Source organism: Megasphaera cerevisiae DSM 20462 (assembly GCF_001045675.1).
GTDB lineage: Bacteria > Bacillota > Negativicutes > Veillonellales > Megasphaeraceae > Megasphaera > Megasphaera cerevisiae.
Map to the genome: position 1 here is coordinate 148,173 of NZ_LEKT01000001.1, position 6,327 is coordinate 154,499.

Here is a 6,327-nt window from a genome sequence, read left to right on the forward strand (position 1 = left end):
CTTCTCCTCAGGTAATATATGATTTAACAAAATTAAATGCTTTATATTAGCCGTATCAACTCACGCATTAAAATTTATAAGAAAGGTCAATCCGCAGTGTATTTTGATCTCCCGGCATTCCGGAAGGATTTTTTTCAGAAAGACGTTTAATTTGCTTCATTTTAAAATCTGTTATTGAAACCGTCGTGTCCTTATTAATTTTATGATTGAAAAATACGCCGACTCCCTGTGCATTACCCCATTGATATGTCATATTCCCCTGGGATTCCTGCTGGATAGCCGCTTGCCCTTCTACACGAAACCAAGCAATGCCGCCGTTGTTTTTAGCATCAAAGTTATGGAAAAGAACAAGATTGACTCCCTTGTTGTTATCCGCGGCCGAGGATTTAATAAATTCAGAGTGAAAAAAAAGAGTATTAGTAAGATTATAGCTAAAATCACCAGTATAATAATTCATTCCCGTTTCTTTATTTTCCACCTGACTTGCCGCTGTGTCGGCACCGTAGTTGACTCGCGCATAGCCAAACCCAAAAGTACTGCGATTTACAGGAAGGCTGCCATGCATATAATAAATATTATCATTATTCAGTCCAGAACCATAGTTGGATCGAGCTATAAGCGACTGTACTGCGACAGATCCGATTTTGCCAAAGGCTTGTAATCCATTATTGAAAATATGCTTGCCATAATAGCGACTATCATCATATAAAAGGCCGGTGGCACCAAGCGATATGTTTTGAGCCCCCAAGACATATTTCCAATCATGATTTTTATATTCTATCCCATATTGATCCAGCGCGGAATAGTGGTTATTACCATCGTTCACAACATCAGCCCCAAAATTATTGATAAGTTCATCCGGCGCATTAAGGTAGCTATACCGGGCATATAAATCAACATTCTTCCCTAATGACTGCGTCATATTCAGTAATAAAATTCCCCGCAGGCCCTTATGGGTGCCATCACCAAATTGATCGTGCTTGTTGGTATCAACGCGGTAACGAAGCTTGATCTCTCCATCTATATGGAAACCTGATGACGTCGTTGTATCTTGTGAATCGGCTAATGCAACCCCGCTACAGACCAACGCTGCAGCTGCCATACATGCTACTTTTTTCATCTTCATACTATTTCTCCCTTGCATCTTTCCCTTTGTCTGCAACTAAAATACGTTTTAACGTATCTTAGTTAAAATGAGGCCTTCATACACAAATATATGAAGGCCTCATTGCCAAATGGATAGGTATATTATATTTATCACAAGCCGTCTCAATTTGAGATAACTTGTAATAAAATTAATATATCACGCAATGTAATAGATGTCAATGTGTTTTCTAAAATATAAAAGTTTTTTTTATATAAACTATTTTATTATTAATTAAAATAGTTATTTTTAAAATATATTTTAAAAACATGCTATTTTTTTCAATATATATTATCCTTAGTGTAAAATAGTTCTCGGTAAGGTATTGCATGGTCATCGGCTGTCGCCAACATGAGCAGGTGCTAGACCGGTATCCTGTAAACCGGAAGCTGAAAGAACGGCTGTATTTTGTGGAACCCGCTTTACAGGAGGAAATACGCAAGACCTTGCGGGAGTACAAGGCAGACACAATGCGGGTGTTACTGGATACGGCCGAATCACAGGCAGCAACGACGGAGGAAGCCGCTCACGTAGAGAAGATTCGGAAATATATAGTAAGGAATTGAGAATCGCTGAAACCCATAACGATGAGAACCCCGCAGGTACAGCCCGCAGGAATCGGAGCGTGCGAGAGCAATCACCGCCTTTATAGCTATCGAATGAAGAAACAGGGGCGTCATTGGAGCAAGGCAGGAGGAACCGCCATGGTCAAGGTGATTACGGCCATACGAAACAAAGAGCTAAACAACGCCTTCACCATCTGGGAAAAAGGCTTTACCGCACCGATAAGCCGCACATGTAAAGGAACAATGAGACGGATAATGAAGAAGATACCGATACAGCCCCATGTGGGAATTCATCGAGGAAGCATACGCAATCAGGGGCATGTCAGCAATGCCATAGGAAAGTTATCCAAAACTTTTCTACACCTGTAGTTTTCTAACATAACGAAGCCCGCAAAGCCCGCTATTATCAAGGTCAAAAAATTTACCGAGAAACTATTGACACATACCATATATTATTATGTTATTGACAGGAAAGTTATAACAGTATATTATATTAAACAGACATTCACATATTCATCAAGAGTAACAGAGGGACTGGCCCGATGAAGTTACAGCAACCATCCAACAGGAAAGGTGCTAATTCCAGCGTTATTTTATAAATAACGACAGATGATCATTAGGTATAGCAAGCTCATTAACGTCATCTGAACCTGGATGACGTTTTTTTTGTGTACATACTGCAATGCATACGTGAATATATCTTAATTATACGAGGAGGTATTTTATGAAACAGGTAGAGGCAGCTTCAAAACATCGACTGGTAATAGCTGCCGTTTTGTGCATAGGGATCATGGTTGCTTTTTTAGACCGGGTAAACGTTTCCGTCCTGGCCGCTAATGAAGAATTTTTACTGGATATGGGACTCAAAGGGCATCCCGTTGAAATAGGGCTGATGATGTCGGTTTTCTTAGCAGTATACGGCATAGCAAATCTTATTTTGTGTCCTGTCAGTGATCACATTGGACCGCGAAGGACCATGCTGATTTCAATACTAGTATGGATATTATCCTTGGCAGTGGGAGGTATTGCAGGAACTTTTGGTATTCTATTAGCTTCTCGAGCTATTTTGGGAATAGGAGAAGGATTTTATTATCCTATGCAAAGCGCAGTTATCAAAAATTGGTTTCCTCCTGATGAACGGGGCCGCGCTAATGCTGGATGGACCATCGGACAATCTATTTCACCGGCATTTGCTATGCCTTTATTTACTGCGGTTATAGCTGTCTGGGGATGGAGATCCAGTTTTCTCATTTCCATTCTTTTCACGCTGATTCCCTTAGGCTTGATGTATTTATACCTGACAGATACTCCCAGTCAAAGCGGGCATGTTAATGCACAAGAATTACTGTATATCAAAAAGGGAATGGAACAGGAAGCAACAACGCAGTTTGCTGCCGCAGCTGGTTCAACACTCAAAGATCGAATACAAGTATTTATTACGAACTACCACTATTGGATCCTGGTATATTTTTACGTTTCCATGAATTTCATGTACTGGGGACTTGTTTCCTGGTTGCCAACTTATCTGAAAACAGCGCGGGGCTTCACATGGACAGAAATGGGTTGGAGGTAGGCGGATACATAATGAAAATCATAAGCATTGAAATTATTAACGTAAAGACAGAATTTGCTCCCGATACTTCCACCTGGCAGCCCGTTGTCGTCAAAATTAATACAGACGAAGGGATCTGCGGCGGTATTACGGAAGGTAAAAAGATATGCGACATGGCACACGTCTACGATGTTCGTGTACAGCCACATATCTGCGGCGGACCAATTGCAACCGCAGCGGCACTGCAGCTGGAAGCCGTTATTCCTAATTTCATCATCCACGAAACACATCGTTTTTCGCTGCTAGAAGGTAATATTGTAACTTGCAAATACGATTATCAACCTCAAAATGGTTATTATGAAGTACCTGAACGACCTGGTATCGGACAAGAATTAACAGATGAAATCATGGCTGTATCATATATTGAAAAAATACAATGATCTATATTATGAATTACACATATAATAGCAGCTAGTTTAAAACCATGATATGCCAGTAAATTTCATGCTAAAATCAGCGCAATTCTTAAGTTATGCGTAAAAGTATATACTTAAGAATTGCGCTGTACATTTATATTTTATTATACATAATCAATAAAATATCCGAGAGAAAAGAAATAGGAAAATAACGCGTAATTCGTGTTTTTATATATTGAATTACATTATTTTGAATAGATACATTTCCAGATATAAAGATAGAGGTATTTACTTCCGATAACTTTAAATTATCGGAAGTAAATAAAAAGAGAAAAAATGCCTATTTTAATTATTTTCCCGTTTTCTTGTTTCGTAAGTTTTGAACCATTCTGATTGCTGTTTCTCTTCCTATTTTTAGCATATTTCCCTCTTTTAACTAATAAATTAATTTCACCATAAGATACTCCAAATAGAGTATTTAGCAATGAAATTATAGCATACATTGCAATAACTACATAGCAGATTAAATTTTCTTACCACCCGAGCAGTTTTTTTGTGCATTCTCGGTACTGCGTCACATCAACTCCTATGCGAACATTTATTCGTCAGGAGATCTCTGCTTGTCGCCAAACATGTGTTCCCTATTATCTTTTTACAGCCGGCAGTTTTTACCTATGCCTGTTAATTATGTCAGTGTCCAATGACTTTTTCCTGATATTCCTTGCTTTCTTTTTTATAATATGCCGTAACTTGAGCCCGTACCAGGAGCGTAAACACAAACGTCCCGCCCAATACATTGCCAAAGCCCGTAGGCAGAAGAAATCGGAAAAAATAGTCAAATAAAGAAGCGTTGCCGTGAATTACTTCATAAGCCGCTTCACAAGATCCGACAACAACGTGTGAAAATCCTCCCAGTGATATGAAATAAGTAAAACATAAAATCATGAAAAAGCTAAAACCTTGAGACATAGGCATCATCCACACAATGGCAGCAATCAATATACCGGCAGGAATGCCTCGAATCATATTGACAGCCGGTTCCATTGCCATGACATGCATGGCAATCTGATGCAGTGACGTTGCCACATCCGTTGTAACAAAATAGGAATTGGATAAAAAAAATGCCGCAATGGCTGTGCCGATCAAATTAAAGAAAAAGACGACTCCCCACAGTTTCATAACCTGAAAGAATTTTGAAAAAGACGTATCGTGAAAAAATGGGATCATTGTCGTTATCGTATTTTCGGTAAAAAGCTGCATGCGCCCTAAAATAACGACCAAAAAACCAGTTGCATATCCAAAACTGGTAACCATATCCGCCCAGGGTGCGCCGTTCAGATACATCGTCAAAATGGCCTTAAAATAAAAAGAAAAAGAAATAGTGATCCCGGCTGCCAGCGCTGAAAAAATAAGTGACCGTGTCGTCCTGTTTAATTCGTCCTCGCCGTCACGGCGGATAATTTCAAAAAGCAGATGCGGTGAAAGGCGTTCATGTTCCTCTACGATGACCTGGGCCTTGCATGCCGCCGAATCACATTGTTCATATAAGCAAGCGTTGTTATATTTACTTACCATAGCATATATTCAGCAGATTTCTAAACTGCTTCTCCTTTCTATATATAATATTTTGTTTTTTATTATACCATATATAGTGACAGTTTGTTTCCAATTCAAAGAAAATAGATTGCCCCAATCAAATACAAGATACTAAAATGAACAAAAAAGTAGTACCTTTCCATGATATACTATAGATGTCTATATATAATTCAAAGCATATTATTTATTACTATTATTTATAAAGGAGGCCCTTACATGAAAAACATACTAATGCTGGCAGGAGATTTCGTAGAGGATTACGAAATCATGGTACCCTATCAAGCCCTGGAAATGGTCGGAATGCATGTTGCCGTTGTCTGCCCGGGTAAAAAAAGCGGTGATACGATCAAAACAGCGATTCATGATTTCCTTGGCGATCAAACATATACGGAAAAACCAGGTCATATTTTTACGCTTAACGCTGATTTGAGTGCCATAACATGCGAAGAGTATGATGGCCTTTACATCACCGGAGGCCGTGCCCCGGAATATATTCGCCTGGATCCGACGATCATTGCCGTTACTCGCTGGTTTATGCAGCATAACAAGCCCGTAGCAGCTATTTGCCACGGTATTCAGGTATTAACTGCCGCCAATGTGCTGCAAGGCCGGAAGCTGACAGCATACCCGGCCGTCGGTCCGGATATCTCCCTTGCCGGCGGAACTTATGTTGCGCTGGAGCCTACCGAAGCTATGACGGATGGAAATCTGGTAACCTCTCCGGCCTGGCCGGGAAATACAGCTATCTTACAGCAATTTTTAAAATTGCTGATGTAGTCTCAACCCGTTTACAGCTGCCGGTCAACTTAGTGTAAAATAGTTCTCGGTAAGATATTGCAAAAAAAAGAAAAGACCTAGATAATAGATATATTGCCTAGCCAGCAAAATATATCACAACCGAAGGTCTTCTCATGGAATATATTATAGCAGAAATTATCAAAACAATAAAGGAATCCGATACCGCGATCATACGCGAAACAAAATTATTGCAGCTGTTTATGCGGATTTTCACAGAGGCACTGGTTTGTGCGTTAGAAATCATGGATACAGAAT

7 protein-coding genes and 1 riboswitch are annotated in these 6,327 nt (G+C 39.6%); of the genes, 5 read left to right on the forward strand and 2 right to left on the reverse strand.

Features of this window, described 5'->3' with window-relative positions; translation table 11 throughout:
* Nucleotides 1–67: 67 nt before the first annotated feature.
* Nucleotides 68–1,126: a hypothetical protein gene (locus AB840_RS00660; RefSeq protein ID WP_048512886.1), complete on the reverse strand. Its 1,059-nt coding sequence runs from the start codon at nucleotides 1,124–1,126 to the stop codon at nucleotides 68–70.
* A gap of 347 nt (nucleotides 1,127–1,473) precedes the next feature.
* Here AB840_RS00660 and AB840_RS16390 point away from each other — a divergent pair, with 347 nt between their 5' ends.
* The 4 genes from AB840_RS16390 to AB840_RS00675 all read left to right on the forward strand — a co-directional run bounded on the left by AB840_RS16390 (nucleotide 1,474) and on the right by AB840_RS00675 (nucleotide 3,702).
* Nucleotides 1,474–1,710, forward strand: a complete 237-nt coding sequence (locus tag AB840_RS16390; protein WP_078791652.1) for a hypothetical protein — start codon at nucleotides 1,474–1,476, stop codon at nucleotides 1,708–1,710.
* Nucleotides 1,711–1,848: 138 nt separating this feature from the next.
* Nucleotides 1,849–2,079 (forward strand): hypothetical protein, encoded by a 231-nt coding sequence (locus AB840_RS16395; RefSeq protein WP_078791653.1) that lies wholly within the window; start codon nucleotides 1,849–1,851, stop codon nucleotides 2,077–2,079.
* A 141-nt stretch (nucleotides 2,080–2,220) separates the two neighbouring features.
* A riboswitch (SAM riboswitch) is annotated at nucleotides 2,221–2,326 on the forward strand.
* Between the two features lie 108 nt (nucleotides 2,327–2,434).
* Nucleotides 2,435–3,283, forward strand: coding sequence for an MFS transporter (locus AB840_RS00670; protein WP_053078118.1), 849 nt, complete (start codon nucleotides 2,435–2,437; stop codon nucleotides 3,281–3,283).
* 11 nt (nucleotides 3,284–3,294) lie between these two features.
* Complete coding sequence (locus AB840_RS00675) at nucleotides 3,295–3,702, forward strand: enolase C-terminal domain-like protein (RefSeq protein ID WP_048512887.1); 408 nt, start codon at nucleotides 3,295–3,297, stop codon at nucleotides 3,700–3,702.
* 666 nt (nucleotides 3,703–4,368) lie between these two features.
* Here AB840_RS00675 and AB840_RS00680 read toward each other — a convergent pair.
* Nucleotides 4,369–5,253 carry a formate/nitrite transporter family protein gene (locus AB840_RS00680; protein WP_048512888.1) on the reverse strand — a complete coding sequence of 295 codons (885 nt, stop codon included), beginning with the start codon at nucleotides 5,251–5,253 and terminating at the stop codon, nucleotides 4,369–4,371.
* A 237-nt stretch (nucleotides 5,254–5,490) separates the two neighbouring features.
* On the opposite strand from AB840_RS00680, the gene AB840_RS00685 reads away from it, so the two are divergent.
* On the forward strand, nucleotides 5,491–6,051 hold the full coding sequence (locus tag AB840_RS00685) for a DJ-1/PfpI family protein (RefSeq protein ID WP_048512889.1): 561 nt from the start codon (nucleotides 5,491–5,493) through the stop codon (nucleotides 6,049–6,051).
* Nucleotides 6,052–6,327 lie beyond the last annotated feature (276 nt).